Genomic DNA, 20,495 nt, shown 5'->3' on the forward strand with positions numbered 1-20,495 from the left:
ACCGTCCACGAGGGTGAGCCGAGCGGAGCGAGGCGAGCCTCGTCGGACGAGCGACGCGAGTCCGACGGCGGTGAGGAGAAAGTCGTCGCGACGGGCGGTACCAGTTACAGGCTGTTCCGAGAATGAGCGACACAGACACGGAAGACCCGAGCGTCTTCTACGACATGGAGGAGGGCGAAACGGCCGTCACGCAGGGCCGAACCATCAGCGAGGCTGATGTGACGAACTTCGCGGGCGTCTCCGGTGACTTCAATCACCTCCACACCGATGAAGAGCGGATGAGCGAATCGCCGTTCGGTGAGCGTATCGCCCACGGCATGCTCGTGATGAGCGCCGCGACCGGCCTGCTGTGGCAGCAACGAACGCCGGAAGAGCGGGAAGCCGTCGTCGCCTTCTACGGCATTGACGACCTCCGCTTCCGGCAGCCGGTGTACCTCGGTGACACCATCCGCGTCGAGACGGAAGTCCTCGAGACGCGGGAGAAAGAGGACGGCCCCGGCAACGGTACCGTCCAGAATCGCGTCGAAATCAAGAATCAGCGCGACCAGACAGTCATCTCCTGTACGATGACCTCGCTGATGCGGTAGCCCGCCACAGCGAGGTCACCTGAGTATCGCTTCGGCTCCGGCAAGGTCGGCCACAGTCGCTCCGGGTTCGGGGCCGATTCGCTCGAATGGGTCGCGGAGCCGATTGATCCAGACCGTCTCCATGCCGGCCGACCCGGCGCCCGCCACGTCCCAGGAGTTGGCCGAGACGAGCCGACAATCACCGATGTCGGCGTCGAGTTCGTCGGCGGTGTTCTCGTACACGACCGGCGCCGGTTTGTACGTCTCCACCTCGTCGGCACTGATGACGGCATCGAGGTGCGGTGCGAGGCCCGCGTCCTCGGCAAGCGTCTCCAGCATTGCAGGGTTGCCGTTCGAGAGAACGGCCACCTCATGGCCCGCATCGCGCAGCGTCTCCAGAGCGTCGATGGCGCCGGGGAACGGTGATAGCTGCTCGTAGCCGGCCATAATCCGGAGCCGCGTCTCCTGGTCGGGGTCGAGGTCGAACCGCGAGAGGGTGTAATCCAGCGCGTCACGCGTCACCTGCCAGAACGGTCGGTACTCCTCCATCATCCCGAGCTGGTAGCTGTACTGGAGCTGCTTCGTCCGCCAGCCGGTGTCCAACTGCGCCACGAGCGCTTCGGACACAGCGAGTTCGTCGGCCAGTTTGTCCGCGGCCGTGCCGGTGTCACACAACGTGCCGTACATATCGAAGCAGACGGGCGCCATACACCGAAATCTCCCGGCCGGAGGAAAAAGTCACTCACTAATCACTTCGGCCGGCAGCATCGCGGCGCGCATCGAGTGCGTCACGCTCCGGAAGCGACGGGACGACACCGCGCTCTTCGCAGGCTAGCGCGCCGGCGGTAACGCCCCACTCAGTCGCAGTAACGACGTCTTCGCCCTCACCACGCGCGACCCCGAAGGCGCCGTTGAAGGCATCACCGGCGCCGGTCGTGTCCACCACCTCGGCGGGGACGGGGGCGATAGTCGCAGTTCGGTCGTCGGTCACCACGAGCGCGCCCGAATCCCCGAGCGTCACGACAACCACGCTCGGGCCCCGTTCGAGGAGTTCGTGGGCGACTGCCTCCTCCTTGACCTCGGCGTCCGGGTCGTAGCCGGCCAGAATGCGTAGTTCGCTCTCGTTCGGGGTTACCACGTCGGTCGCTTCGAGCACCTCCGCCGGCAGCTCTCGGGCGGGCGCCGGATCGAGGATGACCTCCGCGCCCGCGTCACTCGCGGCTTTGACCGCCGCGGCGACCGACTCGACCGGCGTTTCCAGTTGGGTCAGGAGTACGTCGCTGGCTTCGAGGGCAGCGGTGCGAACGTCGTCGGCAGCGAGTTCGTGATTCGCGCCCCGTGCGACCGCGATGGCGTTCTCGCCGCTCTCCGCGATGTGGATTAGTGCCACCCCGGTCGGGGGCTCGGTCGTTCGGACGCCGCTCGCGTCGATGTCCTCACGCTTCCAGAGGTCGCGGGCAGCCTCGCCGAATCGGTCGTCTCCGACCGCACCGATGAACGCCACGTCGCCGCCGGTTCGCGCCGCGGCGATGGCCTGGTTCGACCCTTTCCCGCCGGGAGTGGCTTCGAAATCCTCGCCCAGCACGGTTTCGCCGGGAACGGGAATCGACGGCACCGTCACGGACAGGTCGTGGTTGTACGACCCGACGACGGCGATTCGGGGTGGGTCGTCGCTATCGCGCGCCATATCGGAGAGGCACGGCGTTCGGACAAAAGCGTGGTGTCAGCGGAGCTACGAGTAGCGCTCTTCGTTCCAGGGGTTCGCCGTGTTCGAGTAGCCGCGTTTCTCCCAGTAGCCGCGTTCGGACTCGGTGAGGAACTCGACACCGGAGACCCATTTCGCGCCCTTGTAGGCGTATTTGTGCGGAGTGACGACGCGCATCGGGCCACCGTGTTCGGCCGGCAGCGGCTCGCCGTCGAACTCCCATGTCAAAAGCACCTCATCACGCATGCAGTTCTCAAGCGGGAGGTTCGTGGTGTAGCCGTCGTGGGCGTGGAACATCACGTGGACGGCGTCCTCGGAGACGCCGACGTGTTCGGCGAGCGTCGGAAAGGTGACGCCGTGGAACGCACAGTCGAACCGCGACCAGCCGGTGACACAGTGGAAATCCTGCTTCTGTGTCTCGCTCGGGAGCGCTTTGAACGCCTCGAACGGGAGCGAGAGTTCGTCGTCGACGGCGCCCCACACGTCGAACGTCCAGTCGTTCGGTATCGACGGCGTTCCACCCTTCGAGAGGACGGGAAACCGGCTCGTCTCCCGCTGGCCGGGCGGGAGTCGCTCGCCGTCGAACTCCCGGTGAAGTTCGGTGACGTCGTTCATACCCGTCCGTAGTGACCTCGTGTAAGTAGGGTTGTCGCTACGGCCTGGCATTCACCTGTGTTTAAACGTGAATGAACACATACCGAAATATACTTTACCAGATGCAGTATCGAATTTGTCGCTGACGAAAATCCCCCGACAGGTTTAAATACCCCTTACTCGAAATTCCATCCGTTCCGATGCCGAAGGTACAACTCACCGTCCCGGAGCATCTCGAAATGCAGATCGCCCAGCTCGTCGAGCAGGGCGAATTCGTAAACCGGGAAGAAGCAATCGAAGAACTGCTCTCGACCGGCCTCCGGGCGTACAAGACAAGCGGCCCGATGGATGACGAAGAGCCCGGGCTGGAAGAAGACGGGATGATGGGCCACGACGACGAGTACGTCTTCTGATGCTGTCGGCTGTAACTATCTGAAGCGATGTCTTCAGAGCCCCCGCGTTCCAATCCCACACGATCCAATATCTCAAAACGATCGGTGCGGAATTACAGCTGGCAGTATGAGACCCGTTTTCGGCGACAACTACAACTGAGACGTGGCGTGTGTGCCTCCTTGCCGCGCAAGGGTTAAACGCGTCGTTACAGTACGCACGAACATGCACAAAGACGAACTCCTCGAACTGCACGCGAAGATGGTCTCCATCATGGAGCATTTTCGCGAGATGGACGAGGTCGACGCGTCGGCGTTCGACCCCTACGACGAGCTCGACGTGACACCCGACGACGTCCACAAATCGAAAAGCGAGCACAAACACGCGGTGTTCGTCCTCGGAAACGCCCTCGCGAACGTGATGGCCGAAGACGAGTTCTCCGACGCCGGCCGTATCGGCAAGCGGATGGAGGAACTCGCCGAGGACGCCGAGTCGAAACTGTAGCCGGGTCGTTCTTCCTCGCCGCACTGTATTCATCCCCGAACACGTAACCTAAAACGGTGGGGGCCCTACGGAAAGCTAATGGAACCGTTGCGGAGCGAAGAGGCGAGCTCCGAGGAAACCGGGCTCGTCAGTCGGACGAGACGGCTTCACGATGCCCCACAGCCACGGGCCGTCCTCTCGGCTGCGGACGCCCCGCGGACGCTGTGGACAGCCCCCGAGGAAGCGACTGTCGTCGGCAGCGGCGCTGCGGTAACGATAACGGCCGACGGCCAAGACCGGTTTCGCGCCGTCCGCAAGGCCGCAGAAGAACTGTTCGCCGTCGGTGACGTTCACGCCGGCACGCTTGCGGCACGCCCGCGACTGTTCGGCGGCTTCGCCTTCCACGATGACCACGCCGGCAACGACCCCTGGACGGGCTATCCGGGCGCCCGCTTCGTGCTGCCGCGCGTGCAGGTCACCTACACCGACGACGAGGCCTGGCTCACCGTCAACGGCGTCGGCGACGACACCGAGGCCGTCGAAGAACGCCTCGAAACGGCCACGGAGGAACTGGTCGAGTTGGCCGAACCGGGCGCGGTCGACAGCCCACCCGGTGTCACCGGCCGCGAACGCACGACCTCGAAAGCGGAGTGGCGACGCAGTGTCACGGAGGCGACTGCCCGGATTGAGGCCGGTGAACTCCGAAAAGTCGTCCTCGCGCAGGCGCTCGAAGCACGCCTAGAGCGGCCGCTTTCCGTGCCCGACGCGCTGGCGAGACTCGACGACACCTACCCCGATTGCTTCCGCTTCCTCTTCGAACCGGAGGACGGGACGGCGGGCTTCTTCGGGGCGACCCCCGAGCAGCTGGTCGGGCTCCGCGGCCGCACCGTCGAGACGGGCGCGCTCGCGGGAACGACCGGTCGCGGCGACACGCCCGAGGAAGACGAGTGGCTGGCCACGGAACTGCTGGACGACGACAAGAACGCCCACGAGCACGAACTCGTCGCCGATGCCATCCGCGAGCAGTTGGAGCCGTACGCCGCCTCGATTCGGACGGGCGAGCGCGGCATTCGGCGGCTGGCGACCGTCCAGCACATCGAGACGCCGATTACCGCGGAGCTGGCCACCGACGAACACGTCCTGACGCTTGTCGAGGCGCTTCATCCGACACCCGCTGTCGGCGGGCTGCCCCCGGACGAAGCGCTCCGCACCATTCGCGACACCGAGCCCTTCGAACGCGGCTGGTACGCCGCTCCTGTCGGGTGGTTCGACGCCGCTGGCTACGGCTCTTTCGCCGTCGCAATCCGGTCTGCCGTCGCCCGTGCGGACGTGGCCACGCTGTTCGCCGGCGTCGGCATCGTCGCCGATTCCGATCCCGACCGCGAGTGGGACGAAGTACAGCTGAAATACCGCCCGATTCTCGACGAACTGGAGTGAGTCGATGGAGGCGCCAAACGTCAACACGCTCTGGGGTCGCATCGTCGCCGACGAACTGGCGAAATCCGGCGTTCGGTCGGCTGTCCTCGCGCCGGGCAGTCGGTCGACGCCGCTGACGATCGCGTTCGCTGAACATCCGGATATCGAGACGTTCTCGCAGCTCGACGAGCGCTCGGCCGCCTTCTTCGCACTTGGACGGGCGAAACAGACCGGCCGGCCAACGCCGCTCGTCTGCACCTCCGGCACCGCGGGGGCGAACTTCCATCCCGCCGTCATCGAGGCCCATCAATCGCGCATCCCGATGGTGGTGCTGACGGCCGACCGGCCGACAGAACTGCAACACAGCGGCGCGAATCAAACCATCGACCAGGAACGGCTCTACGGCGACGCGGTTCGACACAACCGGACGCTTCCGGAGCCCGAAGCGGCGGCGCGGAAGCTCCGCTCGCTCCGGACGGCGCTTTCGCGGGCCGTCGGAACCGCGACTGGCACCGAACCGGGGCCGGTACACCTCGATGTCCCCTTCCGCAAACCGCTCGAACCGACCGCCGGCCCCGGGGCAGCGCCGGAAGGAGTCCCGTCTGGCAAGCTACCGGAGGGGTTCGCCGAATCCGAACCGCTCGCCGTTTCGGGTCGTGATGGCCCGTTCGTCGAGCGGACTGACGGGCGTGCGACGCTCTCAAAGGGCGACCGTCGACGACTTGTCGAGGCTATCGAGGACGCGGATTCGGGCCTCATCGTCACCGGCCCGACAGACCAGCCAGCGCCGGCCCGCGACGCCCTGCTCGCGCTTGCGCGGGCGAGTGGCTTTCCAGTCCTCGCCGACCCGCTTTCCGGACACCGATTCGGCGCCCACGTCGAGGAGGCACCGATATGTGGTGGCTACGACTCGTATCTCCCAGCCATCGAGGAGACGCCGGACGTCGTCATTCGGTTCGGCGCATCGCCGACCTCCAAGCCGTTGCGACACTACCTCAGAGACGCCGAAGCGCGACAGTTCCTTGTCGACCCTGCAGGTGGCTGGCGCGAAGCGACGTTCACGGCGACCGACCTGGTCGTCGCCGACGAAACACGGCTGGCGACCGAGTTGGCGAGCAGCCTCGACCGCGAAGCCGGCGCGTACACAGACCGGGTTCGCGACGCCGAGCGGTCATACTGGGAACTCGTCGCCGGCGACGAACCAGAAGAGGGCGCCGTTCTCGCGGACGTGGCCGAGCTGGCACCCGACCCCGCGACGCTGTTCGTCTCGAACTCGATGCTGATTCGGAATTTCGACCGCTTCGGGCAGCCACGGGGCGCGAATCTGGCCGTCCTCGGCAATCGTGGCGCCTCGGGCATCGACGGCATCACCTCGACCGCGCTGGGGGCGGGGTCGGCGACCGATGACCCCCTCGTGCTCGTCACCGGCGACCTCGCGTACTACCACGACATGAACGGATTGCTCGCAGTGTCACGCTGCGGCGTGGACGCGACCATTGTCTGTATCAACAACGATGGCGGCGGTATCTTCCACGTCCTCCCCATCGAGGAGCACGAAACGTTCGAGGAGTGGTTTCGGACGCCCCATGGGCTCGAGTTCGAGCATTCGGCCGACCTCTACGACCTCGAGTTCGCGCGCGTGACCGACCGCGAGACGTTCCGCGACCGATACGCAGAATCGGTCGCAAGCGACGGCACGCAGGTCATCGAGATGGTCACAGATAGCGAACGGAGCCACGACGACCGCCGGGCTCTCCAGGAGCGCGTCGTCGAGTCGATATGAGCGACCGCGGCGTCGGCCGTTGGCTGTTTACCACGATTACCGCAGCGCTCGGTGGTATCGCAGCCCTGCAGGTCTCCGGCGCGCCGGCTGCCGTCGGTGTAACTATCCTTGTGGCCGCGAGCGCGGCGACCGTCATCGCTCGCTCGGAGTTGCCGTCACCGGCGGACATGAGCGACCGACGGGCGCTCGCGACGACGGGACTGCTCGTGGGCGTCATCGCCGTCGGCGTGCTCGGGAACCGCCTCGCGCTCGGCATCCTCGCTGCGATGGCGCTGTATCTGACCGTCTGGGTGGCCAGTCCGGCAGCGCCCACGCCGGCGCGTTGACGCCCGCGTGCGTCGCGCAGGCTTGGGTGGCTTTTTGCTCCGTGCGGGCGCACGTGGGGTATGGTCTCTGAACTCTTCGACCCCGACCGCTGGGAACGCATCACCGACGATTTCGAGGATATCACATACCACCGCGGCACGGACGTCAACGCCGTCCGCATCGGCTTCGATAGGCCGGAGGTTCGGAACGCGTTCCGTCCCGAGACGGTCGATGAACTGTACACCGCCTTAGACCACGCCAAACGGCAGACCGACATCGGCTGCGTGCTCCTGACGGGGAACGGCCCATCGCCAGAGGACGGCGGCTGGGCGTTCTGTTCTGGCGGCGACCAGCGGATTCGGGGGGAGGCGGGCTATGAATATCAAGAGACGCCAGAGGAAGAGCGGATGGACGCTCCGCGGCTCCACATTCTGGAGGTGCAGCGGCTAATTCGCAATATTCCCAAGCCAGTCATCGCAGTCGTGCCGGGATGGGCCGTCGGTGGCGGTCACTCGCTGCACGTCGTCTGTGACATGACGCTGGCCTCCGAGGAGCACGCGAAGTTCCTCCAGACCGACCCGGACGTGGCCTCCTTCGACGCCGGCTTCGGGTCGGCGTATCTCGCCAAGCAGATTGGCCACAAGAAGGCCCGAGAGGTGTTCTTCCTCGGAAAGACCTACTCCGGCGAGGAAGCCGTCGACATGGGGATGGCAAACGAGGCGGTGCCTCACGAGGAACTGGAAGAGATCGCCCTCGATTGGGCCGACAGGATCCTCTCGAAATCGCCGATGGCGATACGGATGCTCAAATACGCGTTCAACATGGACACGGACGGCCTTGTCGGTCAGCAGGTGTTCGCGGGCGAGGCGACCCGGCTGGGCTACATGACCGAGGAGGCCCAAGAGGGACGGGACGCGTTCAACGAGAACCGCAAGCCGGATTTCGAGCAGTTCGACTGGTATTACTGAGGCGTTCGACGCCGTACTGATTCGTTTTCGCGCGCTCGGGTAGCTACTGGAATCCCACTGTGTACCGAAATACGGATGCTTTGAGTACCTGAGCTACATTGAATGGTATCAGGTGGTATTGAGGGGTAAATTTATATACCACCACGTCGTATGGAGAAGTACACATGAGCGAGAACGACTCCCCGATCCGAACGGTGTTCGAACTGCAGCGCAACACGATCACCCAGACGCAGGACGCAATCGAGAGCGGCGTCGAACTCCAGCGCAGCCTCAGCGACTCCGTTACTGACGCATTCGACCCCGCAAAGGACGTCCAGGAACGAAGCAACGAAGCCGTCCGCTCGGGCATCGACGTCTCCTTCGACGCCGTCGACTCGGTTGTCCCCGGTGACAGCGACATCGTCGCTGACATCCGCGAAACCATCGACGAACAGCTCGACACCCTCGAGGACAGCCAGACCGACGCGATCGACACCCTCGAAGAGAACCTCCAGGAGGGCGCAGATTCCGTCGACGAGATGCTCGACGACCTCCTCGACACGCTCGACGAGCAGATCGAGTCGATGCTCGAGATGAACGAGGACTTCGAAGACCAGACTGTCGAGGCCCTCGAAGAGCTCGAAGACCAGCTCCAGAACCTCCAGGACGAGCTTGAAGAGCGCGGCGATGAGTTCCAGGAACAGGTCGGGGAGCAGCTCGATAACGTTCAGGAGCAGATCGAAGAGCAGGCCGATACGCTCCAGACCCAGGTCGAGGACGCGACCGACCAGGGCTCTGCGTAATCCGGCTCCGACACTCCCGTATCCCCTTTTTTTGTTTTTCACTCCCTCAGCGGCGCCACCGACCGCGCCCAAACGGTTTTCAGCCAGCCGCGATAGATGTCAACTAGAATGACGATTGGCAACCGCGGCACGTGGTCGGAGCCAGCCGGTGTCGGGCAGGTCGCCGATGAGCTGCGGGCGTACGGACGCCCCCTCGATGGCCCGCACGACCTCGATGACCTCATCGAGCGCCTTTCCGATGCCGAGGTCGTCCTGCTGGGAGAGGCCTCTCACGGCACCTCGGAGTTCTACCGGTGGCGTGCCAGCATCTCCGCGGAGCTGATCCGTGACCACGACTTCTCGTTCGTTGCCGTCGAGGGGGACTGGCCGAGTTGCTTCGCGGGCAATCGGTTCGTCCGTGACCTGCCCGAGGCACCCGAAACAGTCACCGAGGCGGTCGATGCCTTCGACCGCTGGCCGACATGGATGTGGGCCAACTGGGAGGCCGTGGAGTTCTTCGAGTGGCTGGCGCTGCACAACGAGGGGGTGCCGGACGCGGCACGCACCGGCTTCTACGGCCTCGACGTTTACAGCCTCCACGAATCGATGGCAGCGGTCGTCGACTACCTCGAAGATGTCGACCCGGACGCCGCAGAGCACGCCCGGAGGGCCTACCGCTGTTTCGAACCGTACGGCGAGGATGGCCAGGAGTACGCCCAGGCGATTCGGATGGTGCCCGAAGATTGTGAGGAGGACGTGGTGTCGGTGCTGACTGACATGCAGAAGCGCCGCGCCGCCGTCGCGGGCGGGGAGACGGTCGAGGGAAGCTTCGACGCCGAACAGAACGCCCTAGTTGCGAAGAACGCCGAGTCGTACTATCGGGCGCTTGCGTCCTCGGAGAACTCCTGGAACGTCCGCGACCGTCACATGGCGGAGACCCTCGACCGCCTCCGGGAGTTCCACGACGGCGGGAAGGCCATCGTCTGGGCACACAACACCCACGTCGGCGACGCTCGCGCGACCGACATGCCGCGACGGGGGCGGCTCAATCTCGGCGAGCTCGTCCGAGAGGAGTACGACGATGTCGAGGTGGTCGGGTTCGGCACCCATCGCGGCGACGTCATCGCGGCCGACGAGTGGGGCGATACACCCCGCGAGATGCGCGTTCCCGAGGCTCAGGACGGAAGCTACGAGGACGCGTTCAACGCCGCCGACGCGGAGGATCGACTGCTGTTCACCGACCGAATCGAGGACGGCGACGCGCTCGCGGAGCCACGCGGCAACCGCGCCATCGGGGTCGTCTACCGGCCGGCGCTGGAGTCGGGGAACTACGTTCCGACCGACCTCAAGGAGCGATACGACGCGCTCATCCACATCGACGAGACGGAGGCGCTGCACGCACTCGATACGCACCCGGAACGGGAGCGCGTCCCGGAGTTGTACCCCTACGGCGTCTGACTGCGGTCGAGATACGCCATCGCTTCCTCGTCCGACACCTGCGAGAAGTCCTCGTAGTGGCGGCCGACGGCGCCGAACCGCATCGGCTCTTCGAGGACGACCACCTCGTCTGCCTCCTGTGCGGCTTCGTCGACCGATTCCGGCGCGCCAACGGGCACCGCGAGTACGACGTGTTCAGCGCCGGCCGCCTCCGCCATCCGGATACACGCGATGGCCGTCGCCCCCGTCGCGAGGCCATCGTCGACGATGACGACGCGCTTGCCGTCGAAGTCAGGGGGTTCGCCGGTTCGGTACGTCGCCTCCTTGTCGCGTGCGGTTTCCGCAGCCCATTCGCGCTGTTCTTCGATATACTCCTCGCTCACGTCGAGTTGGTCGATGACGTCGTCGTTGCGGTAGAGGCTGCCATCGCTTGCGGCCGCGCCGATAGCGAGCTCAGGGTTGTTCGGCGCGCCGAGTTTCTTCGCTGCGATGATATCCAGCGGCACGTCGAGTCGGTCGGCGACGGCACGCCCGAGCGGCAGACCGCCACGCGGCACCGCGAGAACGATGTCCGCGTCGACATCGCGGTCGAGGAGTTCCTCGCCGAGTTGTTCACCTGCTGTCCGACGGTTGACAAACATGTTATTCGTCCTTCACATCCGCGAGATAAAAAATCAGTGCCGAATCACCCGGGCTTATACGGCCGCCGGCCCGAATACGGGCAATGACAGAGGCGGTTTCACCGGCTCGGGCGTGGCTGATGGCCGCCCGACCGCAGACGCTTCCCGCGGGCGCTTCGCCCGTCGTTGTCGGGACGGGGCTCGCAGTAAACGACGCCGTGTTCGCACCGATTCCAGCGGTGTTCGCGCTCGTCGGAGCGCTCCTCCTGCAGATCGGCACCAACTTCGCCAACGACTACTACGACGCCGTCCGCGGCGCCGACACCGACGACCGCGAGGGCTTCACCCGCGTGACGGCCGGCGGCATCATCGAACCGGCCGCGGTCAAGCGCGCGATGTACGCCACCTTCGCGCTCGCCATCCTCGTCGGCGTGTATCTCGTCTATCTCGGCGGCCTCCCGATACTCGTCATCGGCCTCGCGTCGGTCGTGGCCGGTATCACCTACACCGGTGGCCCACTCCCCTACGGCTATCGAGGTTTAGGTGACGTGTTCGTCTTCGTCTTCTTCGGGCTCGTCGCGGTCGCGGGCACCTACTACGTCCAGGCGGTCATCCACGTCGCAGAACCGTTCCTCATGTGGGTTCCGTCCGAAGCGCTGCCCGTTCAGGCGGTCGTCGCCGGACTGCCCGCCGCCGGCCTCTCGACAGCCATCCTCATCGTGAACAACATCCGTGACCGAGAAACCGACGCCAAGGCTGGCAAGCGGACGCTCGCGGTTCTCCTCGGCTACCGGTTCAGCCGCATCGAATGGACGGCGATGGTGGGAATGGCCTACGCCGTGCCGGTCGTCTTCTGGGCGTCCGGATACTCGCCGGCCGTGCTCCTCCCGCTCGTCACGGCCCCGATTGCGGCCCGGCTCGGACGAACCGTGTGGACGAGGACAGAGGGGAAAGCACTGAACCCGGCGCTCGAACGCACCGGTCAGCTACTCTTTGCCCACTCGCTGCTCTTCGCCGCCGGGTTCGCACTGCCGACGCTCCTATGAACATCAAGCCGTTCTCCCTGCCGCTCGCGCGGCCGCTCGGAACCGCTGCGGGGACGATCGACAACCGAGACGGATTCGTGGTTCACGTCGAAATCGATGGCGTCGAAGGAGTCGGCGAGGCGACGCCGCTGCCCGACTGGACGGAGCCCATCGAAGAATGCGAGCGCGCGCTTCGGGCGGTCGATGAGCCGGCGACTGCCTTCGCGGACGGACAACTGGACGACACACCAGCAGCGAGACACGGCCTTTCGCTCGCCGTCCTCGACGCCCGCGCACGGAGTGCCGGTCAGCCGCTGTACCGGTATCTCGGCCGCGAGGAACGCGTCGAAAGCGTGCCCGTCAACGCGACAGTCGGAGACGGGCCACCAGCGGAGACGGCGACTGACGCCGAGACGGCAGTCGACGCTGGCGTCCCGGCCGTGAAAATCAAAGTCGGCGCGCGGTCGCTGTCGGCGGACATCGACCGACTTCGAGCCGCCCGGAAGCGGTGTCCGGACGTGGAGCTCCGGGCGGACGCGAACGGCGCGTGGGATGAAACGACCGCGGGCGAGGCGCTCAAGGCGTTCGATACACTCGACATCGCCTTCGTCGAACAGCCGCTTCCGGGCGACGACCTCGCTGGGCACGCCGCCCTCCGGGGCAGGGGTGTCGGAATCGCACTCGACGAGGGACTCGTCGAGCATGGTATCGATACAGTGTTGGGTGCCGAGGCTGCCGACGTCGTGGTCTGTAAGCCGATGGCACTCGGGGGAGTCGACGTGGCCCGCGATAGCGCGCTCGAAGCCCGGGAGGCGGGCGTCGACCCGGTCATCACGACCACCATCGACGGCGCCATCGCGCGAGCCGCTTCCACCCATCTCGCGGCGTCACTTCCCGATGTGCGAGCGTGCGGATTGGCGACAGGAGACCGCCTCGCCGCCGATCTGTGGGAGAACGTCGCGCCGGTTCGCGACGGCCGCGCGGTCGTTCCACACGGAAAAGGCAATATCCCCCCATCGAGAAACAGGTGACCGGATGATGCGAGATTGGCTGGCCATCCGGGCGGACGCGACGCCGGAAGCGACAGCGCTGGCTGCCGCCGGCGATGTCGACTCGGCGCGCAGTTACACCGAGTTGAACGAGCGCGTCGAGGTGCTGGCCGGCCGCCTCGCCGCGCGCGGCGTCAGCGTCGACGACTCGCTCGCCGTCTGTTCGGAAACGCGGGCCGAATTCGTCGAACTCGCCCACGCAGCGCAGCGACTCGGCGCCATTCTCGTGCCTGTCAGCGCACGGCTGACCGCGGCGGAACTCGCACATCGATTCGACCGCGTCGAGCCGACAGCTGTCGTTTGCGAACAGGGAACCGAGGCGGCTGTCACGGATGCCGCAGACGCCTCTGTTCTCTCGCTGGACGAGCCCTTGAACGGCGCCGAACGGCTGGCCGGCATCCAGCCGGAGCCGTTCGACCTCCCCGAGTGGGAACAGAACGACCCGCTGGTGGTCATGTTCACCTCCGGGACGACCGGCGAGCCGAAAGGGGTCGTACTCACAGTTGCGAACGTGCTCGCGAGTGCGACCGCCTCGGCGTTCCGACTCGGCCTCAGACGCGACGACTGCTGGCACGTCACCCTCCCGATGTACCACATGGGCGGGCTCGCACCAGTGTACCGGTCGGCGTTGTACGGGACGACGCTATCCGTGCAGCGTGGCTTCGAACCGGCGAAGACGCTATCGGCGCTGCGTGCGGCCGACGCCACGTGCGTCTCGCTCGTGCCCACGATGCTCGACAAATTGCTCGACGTGGGAACGATGCCAGACCTCCGATTCGTTCTGCTCGGTGGCGCCGCCTGTCCCCCAGAACTGCTCGAGCGCGCCCAGGAACGAGACGTTCCCGTGGCGCCGACCTACGGCATGACCGAGACAGCTTCACAGATCGCGACCGCGCTCCCGTCGGAAGCCCGCGACCACCACGACTCGGTCGGCAATCCCATCATGTTCGCCGAAGTGACGGTCGTCGACGAGACCGGCGCCCCTCAGGAAGCGGGCGAGACGGGCGAACTCGTCGTCTCCGGCCCCATGGTGACCCCCGGCTATCTCGACGGCGCCGGCACGGCGGAGTCGTTCTGCAACGGCGGGCTCAAGACCGGCGACCTCGGCCATCGCGACGAGGCCGGTCGGATGTACGTACATTCACGCGCCGATACGACCATCATCACCGGCGGCGAGAACGTCGACCCGAGCGAGGTGCGCGACGCGATCAGGGCACACCCGAAGGTCGAGGACTGCGCTGTCGTCGGCCTCGCTGACGATGAGTGGGGCGAACGCGTCGCCGCGCTCGTCGTGCTCGCCGACGGCGTCGCCGAGGCGGCCGTTTCGGCAGACGACATCCGTCACCACTGTCGGGAACAGTTAGCGGGCTACAAACTCCCTCGAACCGTCGGATTTGCCGACGAGCTGCCGCGGACGGCCTCCGGCACCGTCGACCGCGAGGCCGTCGAAGACCGGCTCGCTGGCCTCGATTCCTGACCGGATTACTCGTCGACGACCTCGGCGTTCGGCGCGTTCCGGACGTGGGAAGCCTCGCCGTCGTCGGGCTACACCCGACTGCTAGGGGGAGCTTCGCTCCCGCTCCGTTTACGGCGAGGAGGAGGTCACACTCTCGCCACCCGATGCCATCGCAGCGAAGTTTAACTTCGCACCGCCCATAGACAGCCGTGTGTGTACGCTCATTGTCGCATGGCAGGTGTTCGAAGAAGCGCCGATCTGTGTCGCGGCCAACCGCGACGAGGTGGTCGGCCGGCCGTCGAGTCCACCCGCCGTCAGCGAGGGCGACCCGGCCGTTCTGGCCCCGCGTGACGAACGCGCCGGCGGGACGTGGCTGGGCTACAACGAGGACGGCCTCCTCGTCGCAGTCACGAACCGCTGGGTCGAGGGTGACGGCGAACGCTCGCGTGGCCGTCTGATCGACGACGCGCTCGAAGAGCCGACGGCCAGCGCCGCCCTCGACTGCGTCGAAGCCGAACTCGCCGACCGGGAGTACGCGCCGTTTCACTTGCTCGTGGCCGACGGCGACGACTGCATTCTCATCGAGCACAGCGGCCACGGGGACGGGACGCTCCTCGGGGCGAGCAAGAACGGCCATGCAGCCCATCACCTCGACCCCGGCATCCACATCATCGTCAACGTCGGCTTCGACGGGGAGTGGTTCGTGCCGTCGAGACGGCCAGAAATCGGTCGCAAGCAGGCTCGAAACGCCGAACGCGTCCGAGAAGAACTCCAACCGCGGAGCGACGAAACGGCTGCCGGCTGGACACGGCGTGCCGGCGAAGTGCTCGGCACTCACGAGTACGGCGTCTGCATCCACAGCGACGGGTTCGGCACGCGCTCATCGTCACTCGTCCGGCTCGGCGAGGAGCGCGTTTTCGAGTTCGCGGACGGGCCACCCTGTGAGACAGCGTACGAGCGTGTCGAAGAAATGATTTAACCGTCTCGGCGGCCGACTACCATGTAATGAGCGCAGCCACCGAGGAAGACCTCTCTGACATCGAACGCGACGGGCTGCAACTGATCCGCGAAACCAACGGTATCCACCAAAGCGAGTTCTGGAAGGAACTGGACGTCGACTCCCGCAAAGGGAGCCGCATCATCGACAAACTGGAGGACAAAGGCCTCGTCGACCGTGAAGACACCGTGTACGACGGCCACAACACCTACTACGTCACGCCGATTCGTGACCCGCGAGACCTGGATTTCTCGCTTCTGATGGCCGGCGATATGCTCTCGCCGTTCGTCGGCGACGAGGAGGTCAACGCCCAGAGTGACGCCTTCTCACAGTGGGTCATGAGTCTCGCCTACGAGGAGTACTGACGCACTTTCTGTAGTTACGTTCCCGTCGGCCCGAAACTCGAACAGCCGAGCGGCCGGCCGCATCGCGGTGGCACCCACTCATACTGCCGGACGTACCTAATTGAACTGTAGAGCTGCTCATTCGGTCTGTACTGGGGCAAAAAGGCCATCTACTTGAACATGTCTGTACGAACGTACGTCCGGCAGTATCAGCAACGAGGTTGGTCGGTAACTATATGCCCATCGTGTGGCTTTCCGGATGTATGGATGCCCACACCGTAATCGAGGAGTGGGAGGCGTCGCCGTTCGACGGCGGCTTCGAGGGGATTCGCGACCTGCAATCGCGGCGCTTCAGCGGCGCCATCGAGGCCGGCACCGACTGGCTGTTCCTCCGTGATGGCGAGCCGATAGCAGCCATCGCCGACCTCGCCGAGGCGCCCAGAGCAGGTGGTATCGAGCGATTCGAAGATGCCGTAGGGCAAGCGCATAAGGCGCCGCACCCAGCCGCGGCGACGTTGGCTGCCATGCTCGCCCTCGACGGCGACGTTCGTGGCCAGTATTTCACTGACGACACGCCGCTTTCGACCGTCCACGAGACGCTCTCCGAGGGTGGGTTCACCGGATACGTCGAGCTCTCCGAGAACGTCCTCAGCGGCGATTACTACGTCGTCTACCAGGACGGTAACGAAGAGTACGTCGGCATCATCGGATCGAGCAACCGCCTGATAACCGAGGAGGAGGCCCAGTCGAAGGCCGAAAACGAGGTCGGGATCTACAGCGTCGTCGCGGTGTCGCTGCCCGACATCGAACTCCCGGAGCCCGACACGGGGACGGCCGAGCCCGCGGGCGGAGTCGGTGTCGGTGTCGACACCTCGGACGAACCGGCCACTGCTGTTGACGAGCCGGTCGACACTGCAGAGGAGCCGGCCGAGACGGCGGGCGACGCCACTGTCAGCGACGAGTCAGTCGGTGAACCGGAGCCCGTCTCGGAGGCCGAAGCGGAAAATGCCGCGACGGAACCCGAAACTGAACCGGTAGAGCCGGAACCCGAACCGGAGCCGGAGGAAGCAGCTGGAGTGCGTGCGGAAGCCGAGCCTGAGCCGGAAGTCGAACCAGAACCGGAACCCGAGCCCAAACCTGAGTCAATCGACGAAGCGGTCGCATCGGTCAGCACCGAAGGCCAGACGGAGTCCGACGATTCGAATTCGTCCATCTCGGTCGGCCCGACGACGGAGCAGACAGGTGATAGCGAACCGAAGGGGGGCGCATTGATAGATGACGTGGCTGCGAAGGCGGTGCCGTCACTCGACCCGGAGAACACTGCCCGGAGCGAGTCCGGCGTCGGGACGACTAGCGCTTCGTCGGCAGAATCCCAGACCGAGACACAGACAACCTCCACGAGAACGACGGCCCAGGAGACCGAATCCGAACCCGAGCCACAACCGGAGCCGGAGCCAGAACCCGAGCCAGAACCCGAGCCACAGCCGGACGTCGAAGCGCGCATCCAGGAGGTTCGCGATGAATACGAACACAGAATCGAGGAGTTAGCGTCGGAACTGGCGGCGTTGCGAGACGAGCGTGACCGGCTCCAACAGCGCGTTGCGACGCTCGAATCCGAGAACGAATCATCGGGAGCAGGGGCCAGCGGCCCGACGCTGTCGCAGGCGCAGGCGTTCGAGGGAACAAGCCTCTTCATCAGGGAGGGCACCCGCGGCGGTGCGACCCTCGAAGATGCCCACGACGGCAAAGCCGACCGGGAGACGCTGGCAGAGAACCTCCTCATCGAGTATCACACCCAGTTCGAGGACGACGGCGCGACGGTCGATGGCGAGCCGTTCGATTCGTGGCTCCGGTCGTCCATCCCCTACGCGTTCGCCGAGTGGCTGGTCGTCGACCTCCTCTTCGAGATTCGCTCGACCGGGTCGACAGGGGTGTTGAAGCCGCTGTACGATGCCCTTCCCAAAATCGACCGCGTCGGGTTCGACGACACCGTAACGGTCGGGGACGGTGAGGAAGGTCGTGAAATCACGTTCGATGTGGTCGCACGAGACCGGATGGGAGAGGCGCTCGCCGTGGCGAACATCGACGAGAGCCGTGACCCGACACGGGCCGACACGATGGGCCCGCTCATCAACGACGCCTCGGATATCTGCATGGAGGATGAGACCTTCGCGGGGGCCTTCGCCGTCACCTCGAGTTACTTCGAGCCCGACGCGCTGGATGCCGCCCGCGAGGCGACGAGTGGGAGTCTGCTAAGCCGTGAGAAACACCGCAGCTACGTGAAGCTCGCCCGGAAAAACGGCTTCCACCTCTGTTTGGTCGAATCGCGCGACGACTCGTTCCACCTGACGGTGCCGGAGCTGTAGGTACGGCGTTCGCTCAACAGCGGCGAGACGAGAAGAGGATCCGGCCGGTCGTTAGCCTTCGATTTCGGGGATGTCTTCGATCTTCATGCCCTCGAGCTTCTCGATGATGTCGTCGATCTTCGAATCCAGATCGTCGACGAACTCGGCGGTGTCTTCGGTCGTGATTGCACCCTGGCTCGACGGCTCGATGAGGTTCTCCTCTTCGAGGACGCGCAGGGAGTAGCGGACTTTGTGGTGGGGGTAGCCGGTTTCGTTGGACATCTTCACGATGCCGATGGGCTCGTTTTCGATGACCATCCGCAGTACCTGCAGATGGCGTTCCAACATGTCGACTTCCTTCTCAAGCCGGTCTATCATGGCATTTGTTAACTTGTGTTTGGTGGGTTTAAAAGTTGCTGTCCGTTCGACCACAGAAACCGTCACATCGCGGGTATTCAAACGTGCTTCGAGAGTGCTGTTTATATGCCTTGTGACAGCGCCCCATATGTGAACAGTTCGGCGCCGTCTTAGCGGGCCTCGTCTGACGCACGCGCGGTCTCGGGGGCGTTCTCAATATCGTAATCGGTTTACCCCACTGGCCGGAACGTCGTTCCGATGACCGTAACCATCGTCGGTTCGCAACTCGGCGACGAAGGAAAGGGTGGCATCGTCGACGTGTACGGCGATGCCGCCGACGTCGTCGTGCGATATCAGGGCGGCGACAACGCCGGCCACACCGTCGTCTTCGAGGGCGACGAGTACAAACTCTCGCTCGTCCCCTCGGGTGCCGTCCGCGGGAAAGTCGGGGTGCTCGGCAACGGCTGTGTCGTCAATCCACGCACGCTGTTCGACGAGATCGCCACGCTGCAGGAGAAAGGCCTCGATCCCAACGTTCGGGTGGCAGAGCGTGCTCACGTTATTCTGCCGTTCCACCGCATCCTCGACGGCATCGAGGAGGACGTCAAGAGCGAATCCGACCAGGAGGTCGGCACGACCGGTCGCGGTATCGGCCCGACCTACGAGGACAAGGCCGGCCGTCGCGGCGTTCGCGTCGGTGACCTCCTCGACCCGGACGTGCTGCGAGAGCGCCTGGAGTACGTCGTCCCACAGAAACGCGCACTCATCGAGGATGTGTACGGTCTCGAGATCGACGACCTCGATGACCCCGACGCGCTCGACGTGGACGCGCTGTTCGAGGAATTCCGCGAGATCGGAGAACGGCTCGAAGACCGAAACATGACCGTCAACGCCAGCGCGTTCCTCACCGACGCGATGTCCGACGGCCAGAACGTGATGTTCGAGGGGGCACAGGGCACCATCATCGACATCGACCACGGGAACTACCCGTACGTCACCTCGTCGAACCCGACTGCCGGCGGCGCTGCGACCGGCACGGGGCTCAGCCCCGGCGTCATCGGTGACGGAGAGATCATCGGCATCGTCAAAGCCTACCTCACCCGCGTCGGCAGCGGCCCGCTCCCGACCGAACTCGGCGGCGTCGTCGGCGATTCACCGGGCTACGACGAGTCGACCGAGGGCCGCAACGAGGAGCTCGCGGAGGACATCCGGGAGGAAGGCGGCGAGTACGGCACGGTCACCGGTCGCCCGCGCCGCGTCGGCTGGCTCGACATGCCCATGCTCCGGCATTCGGCCCGTGTCAACGGCTTCACCGGCCTCGCCATCAACCATCTCGACGTCCTGGCTGGCCTCGACGAGGTGAAAGTCGGCCATTCCTACACGCTGGACACCGACGAGCACAGCTCGTCGAGCAACCGGAACGATTCGCGTTCCGATGACGGCGAGGAGCTGTTCACCATGCCCCCGACGACCGAAGAATGGGCCAAATGCGAAGCCAACTTCCGCACCTTCGAGGGCTGGGATGAAGTCGACTGGGCAGCCGTCGCCGAGGACGGCTACGACGCCATCCCCGAAAACGCCCGCGCGTATCTCGACTACATCGCAGACGAAGTCGACACGCCAATCTACGCCGTCGGTGTCGGCCCCGGCCGCGAGGAAACGGTCGTTGTGGAAGATCCGTTCTAAAACCCACTTTTTGCACGCGAGACCGGGTCGCCACGGGCGACCACGGTCTCGCGGCAAAAACTTGGGGGAAATATGCGCGCGTACTCCTTCGGCGGCCTCCGGCCGCCTCAGTCCGTGCGCGCTACCGGACGCTCCCTCCGGTCGCGTCCGGCGAACCGCTCGCTCACTGCGTTCGCTCGCGGATGCTACACCTGCTGCTAAATCAAT

The 20,495-nt window shown here is 65.2% G+C and carries 21 protein-coding genes; 16 read left to right on the forward strand and 5 right to left on the reverse strand.

Annotation, left to right across the window (positions count from 1 at the left end; genetic code table 11):
- Nucleotides 1-122: 122 nt before the first annotated feature.
- Nucleotides 123-587: a MaoC/PaaZ C-terminal domain-containing protein gene (locus ACI8UR_RS08985; protein WP_411714488.1), complete on the forward strand. Its 465-nt coding sequence runs from the start codon at nucleotides 123-125 to the stop codon at nucleotides 585-587.
- Nucleotides 588-602: 15 nt separating this feature from the next.
- Here ACI8UR_RS08985 and ACI8UR_RS08990 read toward each other — a convergent pair whose 3' ends face one another.
- From ACI8UR_RS08990 to ACI8UR_RS09000, 3 genes are read right to left on the reverse strand one after another with little or no spacing between them, the layout of a single operon-like run.
- Nucleotides 603-1,274, reverse strand: coding sequence for a haloacid dehalogenase type II (locus ACI8UR_RS08990; protein WP_415087785.1), 672 nt, complete (start codon nucleotides 1,272-1,274; stop codon nucleotides 603-605).
- A gap of 37 nt (nucleotides 1,275-1,311) precedes the next feature.
- Nucleotides 1,312-2,253 (reverse strand): ribokinase, encoded by a 942-nt coding sequence (gene rbsK, locus ACI8UR_RS08995; protein WP_411714535.1) that lies wholly within the window; start codon nucleotides 2,251-2,253, stop codon nucleotides 1,312-1,314.
- Between the two features lie 45 nt (nucleotides 2,254-2,298).
- Nucleotides 2,299-2,886 carry a sulfite oxidase-like oxidoreductase gene (locus ACI8UR_RS09000; protein WP_411714534.1) on the reverse strand — a complete coding sequence of 196 codons (588 nt, stop codon included), beginning with the start codon at nucleotides 2,884-2,886 and terminating at the stop codon, nucleotides 2,299-2,301.
- Between the two features lie 179 nt (nucleotides 2,887-3,065).
- Here ACI8UR_RS09000 and ACI8UR_RS09005 point away from each other — a divergent pair, with 179 nt between their 5' ends.
- From ACI8UR_RS09005 to ACI8UR_RS09040, 8 genes are all read left to right on the forward strand, one after another.
- Nucleotides 3,066-3,278 (forward strand): ribbon-helix-helix domain-containing protein, encoded by a 213-nt coding sequence (locus ACI8UR_RS09005; RefSeq protein ID WP_411714533.1) that lies wholly within the window; start codon nucleotides 3,066-3,068, stop codon nucleotides 3,276-3,278.
- Nucleotides 3,279-3,480: 202 nt separating this feature from the next.
- A complete protein-coding gene (locus ACI8UR_RS09010; protein ID WP_411714532.1) occupies nucleotides 3,481-3,759 on the forward strand; it encodes a UPF0058 family protein in 279 nt (92 codons plus the stop codon).
- A gap of 78 nt (nucleotides 3,760-3,837) precedes the next feature.
- Complete coding sequence (locus tag ACI8UR_RS09015) at nucleotides 3,838-5,175, forward strand: isochorismate synthase MenF (RefSeq protein WP_411714531.1); 1,338 nt, start codon at nucleotides 3,838-3,840, stop codon at nucleotides 5,173-5,175.
- Nucleotides 5,176-5,179: 4 nt separating this feature from the next.
- Nucleotides 5,180-6,937 carry a 2-succinyl-5-enolpyruvyl-6-hydroxy-3-cyclohexene-1-carboxylic-acid synthase gene (gene menD / locus ACI8UR_RS09020; protein ID WP_411714530.1) on the forward strand — a complete coding sequence of 586 codons (1,758 nt, stop codon included), beginning with the start codon at nucleotides 5,180-5,182 and terminating at the stop codon, nucleotides 6,935-6,937.
- Nucleotides 6,934-7,263 carry a hypothetical protein gene (locus ACI8UR_RS09025; protein WP_411714529.1) on the forward strand — a complete coding sequence of 110 codons (330 nt, stop codon included), beginning with the start codon at nucleotides 6,934-6,936 and terminating at the stop codon, nucleotides 7,261-7,263. Before menD ends, ACI8UR_RS09025 begins: the two co-directional genes overlap by 4 nt.
- Nucleotides 7,264-7,323: 60 nt before the next feature.
- The gene (locus ACI8UR_RS09030) at nucleotides 7,324-8,211 is read left to right on the forward strand and encodes a 1,4-dihydroxy-2-naphthoyl-CoA synthase (RefSeq protein ID WP_411714528.1); all 888 of its coding nucleotides are present in this window, start codon (nucleotides 7,324-7,326) and stop codon (nucleotides 8,209-8,211) included.
- Nucleotides 8,212-8,375: 164 nt separating this feature from the next.
- Nucleotides 8,376-8,993, forward strand: a complete 618-nt coding sequence (locus tag ACI8UR_RS09035; RefSeq protein WP_411714527.1) for a hypothetical protein — start codon at nucleotides 8,376-8,378, stop codon at nucleotides 8,991-8,993.
- A gap of 108 nt (nucleotides 8,994-9,101) precedes the next feature.
- On the forward strand, nucleotides 9,102-10,430 hold the full coding sequence (locus ACI8UR_RS09040; RefSeq protein ID WP_411714526.1) for an erythromycin esterase family protein: 1,329 nt from the start codon (nucleotides 9,102-9,104) through the stop codon (nucleotides 10,428-10,430).
- On the opposite strand, the gene ACI8UR_RS09045 is transcribed toward ACI8UR_RS09040, so the two are convergent.
- The gene (locus ACI8UR_RS09045; protein ID WP_411714525.1) at nucleotides 10,418-11,050 is read right to left on the reverse strand and encodes a phosphoribosyltransferase; all 633 of its coding nucleotides are present in this window, start codon (nucleotides 11,048-11,050) and stop codon (nucleotides 10,418-10,420) included. The two genes, ACI8UR_RS09040 and ACI8UR_RS09045, sit on opposite strands and share 13 nt — an antisense overlap.
- Nucleotides 11,051-11,133: 83 nt before the next feature.
- On the opposite strand from ACI8UR_RS09045, the gene ACI8UR_RS09050 reads away from it, so the two are divergent.
- The 6 genes from ACI8UR_RS09050 (at nucleotide 11,134) to ACI8UR_RS09075 (ending at nucleotide 18,266) form a co-directional block, all read left to right on the forward strand.
- Nucleotides 11,134-12,075 carry a 1,4-dihydroxy-2-naphthoate polyprenyltransferase gene (locus ACI8UR_RS09050; protein WP_415087786.1) on the forward strand — a complete coding sequence of 314 codons (942 nt, stop codon included), beginning with the start codon at nucleotides 11,134-11,136 and terminating at the stop codon, nucleotides 12,073-12,075.
- Nucleotides 12,072-13,085, forward strand: coding sequence for a mandelate racemase/muconate lactonizing enzyme family protein (locus tag ACI8UR_RS09055; RefSeq protein ID WP_411714523.1), 1,014 nt, complete (start codon nucleotides 12,072-12,074; stop codon nucleotides 13,083-13,085). The genes ACI8UR_RS09050 and ACI8UR_RS09055 overlap by 4 nt, the downstream gene beginning before the upstream one ends.
- A gap of 4 nt (nucleotides 13,086-13,089) precedes the next feature.
- A complete protein-coding gene (locus tag ACI8UR_RS09060; protein ID WP_411714522.1) occupies nucleotides 13,090-14,580 on the forward strand; it encodes a class I adenylate-forming enzyme family protein in 1,491 nt (496 codons plus the stop codon).
- 190 nt (nucleotides 14,581-14,770) lie between these two features.
- Nucleotides 14,771-15,538 (forward strand): NRDE family protein, encoded by a 768-nt coding sequence (locus ACI8UR_RS09065; protein ID WP_411714521.1) that lies wholly within the window; start codon nucleotides 14,771-14,773, stop codon nucleotides 15,536-15,538.
- Nucleotides 15,539-15,564: 26 nt separating this feature from the next.
- Nucleotides 15,565-15,921, forward strand: coding sequence for a helix-turn-helix transcriptional regulator (locus ACI8UR_RS09070; protein ID WP_411714520.1), 357 nt, complete (start codon nucleotides 15,565-15,567; stop codon nucleotides 15,919-15,921).
- Nucleotides 15,922-16,163: 242 nt separating this feature from the next.
- Nucleotides 16,164-18,266, forward strand: a complete 2,103-nt coding sequence (locus tag ACI8UR_RS09075) for a bZIP transcription factor (RefSeq protein ID WP_411714519.1) — start codon at nucleotides 16,164-16,166, stop codon at nucleotides 18,264-18,266.
- A 51-nt stretch (nucleotides 18,267-18,317) separates the two neighbouring features.
- On the opposite strand, the gene ACI8UR_RS09080 is transcribed toward ACI8UR_RS09075, so the two are convergent.
- A complete protein-coding gene (locus ACI8UR_RS09080) occupies nucleotides 18,318-18,623 on the reverse strand; it encodes a hypothetical protein (RefSeq protein WP_411714518.1) in 306 nt (101 codons plus the stop codon).
- Nucleotides 18,624-18,860: 237 nt separating this feature from the next.
- Here ACI8UR_RS09080 and ACI8UR_RS09085 point away from each other — a divergent pair, with 237 nt between their 5' ends.
- Complete coding sequence (locus tag ACI8UR_RS09085) at nucleotides 18,861-20,288, forward strand: adenylosuccinate synthase (RefSeq protein ID WP_411714517.1); 1,428 nt, start codon at nucleotides 18,861-18,863, stop codon at nucleotides 20,286-20,288.
- Nucleotides 20,289-20,495: the final 207 nt, after the last annotated feature.

It is taken from the genome of Natronomonas sp., from assembly GCF_047616845.1.
Classification (GTDB): domain Archaea; phylum Halobacteriota; class Halobacteria; order Halobacteriales; family Haloarculaceae; genus Natronomonas.